The sequence below is a fragment of the Nocardia sp. NPDC047654 genome, from assembly GCF_043205035.1.
Lineage (GTDB): Bacteria > Actinomycetota > Actinomycetes > Mycobacteriales > Mycobacteriaceae > Nocardia.
Genome location: NZ_JBIDDF010000041.1, coordinates 1 through 2,459, shown reverse-complemented (window position 1 = coordinate 2,459; position 2,459 = coordinate 1). Strand labels below are relative to the sequence as shown.

Sequence of the window (2,459 nt, the reverse complement as noted above, 5' to 3'; positions counted from 1 at the left end):
CCGACAACATTCCCGGGGGCTCGAACGCCAATCCGGCGGACGTCTATCGCTACCTCATATCGAAACATGGACTCACCCCTGCGCAGGCCGCGGGGATCGTGGGCAATATCCAGGTCGAGTCGGGTTTCAAGACCAGCGCGTACAACTCGGGCGAAGGCGCTATCGGTCTGTGTCAATGGCGGGGTGGGCGACGGCAGGCCCTGGAGCGGTTCGCGGCAGCTCGCGGGAAGCCGGTCACCGACTGGAAGGTCCAGGTCGATTACATGATGGCCGAATTGCGCAGCAATGAATCCACCGCGTATGGATATCTCCGGGCCGCACAGACGCCCGCCTACGCGGCGGCGGTCTTCGACCAGTATTACGAAAGAAGCTCCGGTGAGGCGAGAGGGCAGCGCATCGCCTACGCCAATAGCATTGCCTCGGCGATGCGCAACGTCGCCGTGTGACGTCGTCCGGCCTTCGCCGGTCGCTCGGTGCGCTCCTCCACGGAGACGCATCGCGGTAGTCCCGCGGCCGCGTGCCGGGACCGGGGGCACTGATATTCCCGCAAGCGGGAACAGGCGGTCCGTGGTCGAGAGATATCTGCATTAAGCTGCGGATACGTTTCGGGACGAGTGCCGGGGAAGAGGCATTCCGAGTCGGGTGAGCCGACGGCCGGGCAAGTCGGCATGCGTTCACCCATCGGCGTCGATTGCCACGTCGGTTAGTGAACTCTTCCGGCTCCAGCACGCGCTGGTCGTGTGCGGCGATCGGCAGCGCGCGTACCGGGGCATCCGGCGGAAGGTGAATCATGGCTGCCTCTGTGATCACCGTTCGTAGCGTCCGCGCGCATCGGGGGAACTGATGGCTCCGATGGATCGCACTCCGCCCGAACGGGATTCCGCTGATAACGGCGATCCTCGCGACATGCGTGCGAGCGCCACCACCGCCGCGTCGCGCCGCCCCGCCAAGTCCGCGACGCGCGGTGCTCCCAGCTCGATCCCCCGGGCGCAGGCAGGTGCGCCGGTCGCCGCGGGGCCGGCCGGCGCGACGGCTCAGGGGCGCACCCAGAACGCACCGTCGGCATCCGAGACAACCGCTGCCTCGGGTTCCACCTCCCTTCCGCGCTCCGAAGCGCTCGGCATGGCGGGCTCGTCCACGCCCATGGCGGCCGCGGCGATGGGCGCGTTGGCGGCCATCGCCGCCCAATATGGGGACGGCCCACCGACGGCTGTGACCGGGCAGTCGTACGCTCCGCCCGATCTCGGCGCGGCGCGGCCGACCGGACCCGTCGTGTGGGACGGTGCGCTCGGTTCCCGGTACGCCGACAGCAATCAGAATCGAGCACGCCACGGCGATGCGACACAGTCGATGAACGCCGAGCTGGAACGCATCCTGGGGGGCGCGGTCGACAACAGCACGCAGGGACGCGCCGCGATCGGCGCGATCATCGCCGAGGTGAACACCGCCCTCACCGCGCTCGGCAAGGTCCAGGACGCCAACGCGAGCAGGCAGTTGGTGATCTCCACCTTGGACAATGCCTTGCAACGGGCGGGAACCGTGCTCGGCCAAGGGCAGGGCGCGGCAGTGCTCACCGCCGATCGGGTGGCTGCCCTGGCCGACCGCTACCTACGTGAGTCGCGTCCCGTCCAGCCGCGGCGGCCCCGCCGCACGTCGCACTCCGGCATGCACGGGCCCAGCGGCGGTCCACCACGCACGCGACCCTCCGGCCAGCAGGGGCAATGGATCAACGAAGCCTTGCAGGTGTTGCGGCAGCACGGCTACGACACGCGTCAGATCGATCCGGCCGACATCGCGGCGATCATCCAGCACGAGTCCGGTGGCAACCCGAACGCGATCAATCTCTGGGACAGTAACGCGGCGGCGGGAATTCCGTCGAAAGGGTTGATGCAGACCATCGATCCGACGTTCAACGCGTATTCCGTTCCGGGACACCGCGATATCTGGAATCCGGTGGACAATATCGTCGCGGGCGTGCGCTATGCCATCGAGCGATACGGATCGGTCAGCAATGTGCCGGGGATCGTGCAGATGCGAGGCGGCGGCTCGTACGTGGGGTACTGAGTTGTAGGTGGGTATCGAGTCGGATGGTCATGCCCAGCGTGCGGCCGCGTAACTGCCGGGCAGCTTCCGGTATTGGACGTGGCCACCGGTGTGCGGGGCCTCGACGCACATGCCGTTGCCGATGTACATGATCACGTGGCCGGGATTGTTCGCCCCTTTGAACGATTCGGACGGGAATATGAGGTCTCCGGGCTTGATGTCCCGGGGATTCACCTTGGGCAGTGTCCGGTATTGATCCGCCGCGACTCGTGGGATTCGCACACCGGCGGCGGCCGCCGCGTATTGCATGAGGCCCGAGCAGTCGAAAGCGTTCGGCCCCTCCGCGCCGAAGACGTACGGGTCACCGAGCTGGGCCAGGGCCACCTGGATCGCCTTCGCGGCTGCACCCGTCGCAC

Annotated in this window: 3 protein-coding genes; 2 read left to right on the top strand and 1 reads right to left on the bottom strand. The window is 67.4% G+C overall.

Annotation, left to right across the window (positions count from 1 at the left end):
- Both ACGF7Y_RS36440 and ACGF7Y_RS36435 read left to right on the top strand, forming a co-directional pair.
- Nucleotides 1–446 (top strand): phage tail tip lysozyme (locus ACGF7Y_RS36440; protein WP_393242479.1); only part of this gene is annotated, 446 nt, incomplete at its 5' end.
- A 460-nt stretch (nt 447–906) separates the two neighbouring features.
- Nucleotides 907–2,064, top strand: coding sequence for a transglycosylase SLT domain-containing protein (locus tag ACGF7Y_RS36435; RefSeq protein ID WP_393242476.1), 1,158 nt, complete (start codon nt 907–909; stop codon nt 2,062–2,064).
- A gap of 27 nt (nt 2,065–2,091) precedes the next feature.
- Here ACGF7Y_RS36435 and ACGF7Y_RS36430 read toward each other — a convergent pair.
- The coding region (locus ACGF7Y_RS36430) for a C40 family peptidase (protein WP_393242473.1) at nt 2,092–2,459 on the bottom strand (368 nt) is incomplete at its 5' end.

What these genes read in the sequence shown, in the direction of transcription:
- ACGF7Y_RS36435 (WP_393242476.1), top strand. Translation starts at nt 907, where the DNA reads ATGCGTGCGAGCGCCACCACCGCCGCGTCGCGCCGCCCCGCCAAGTCC.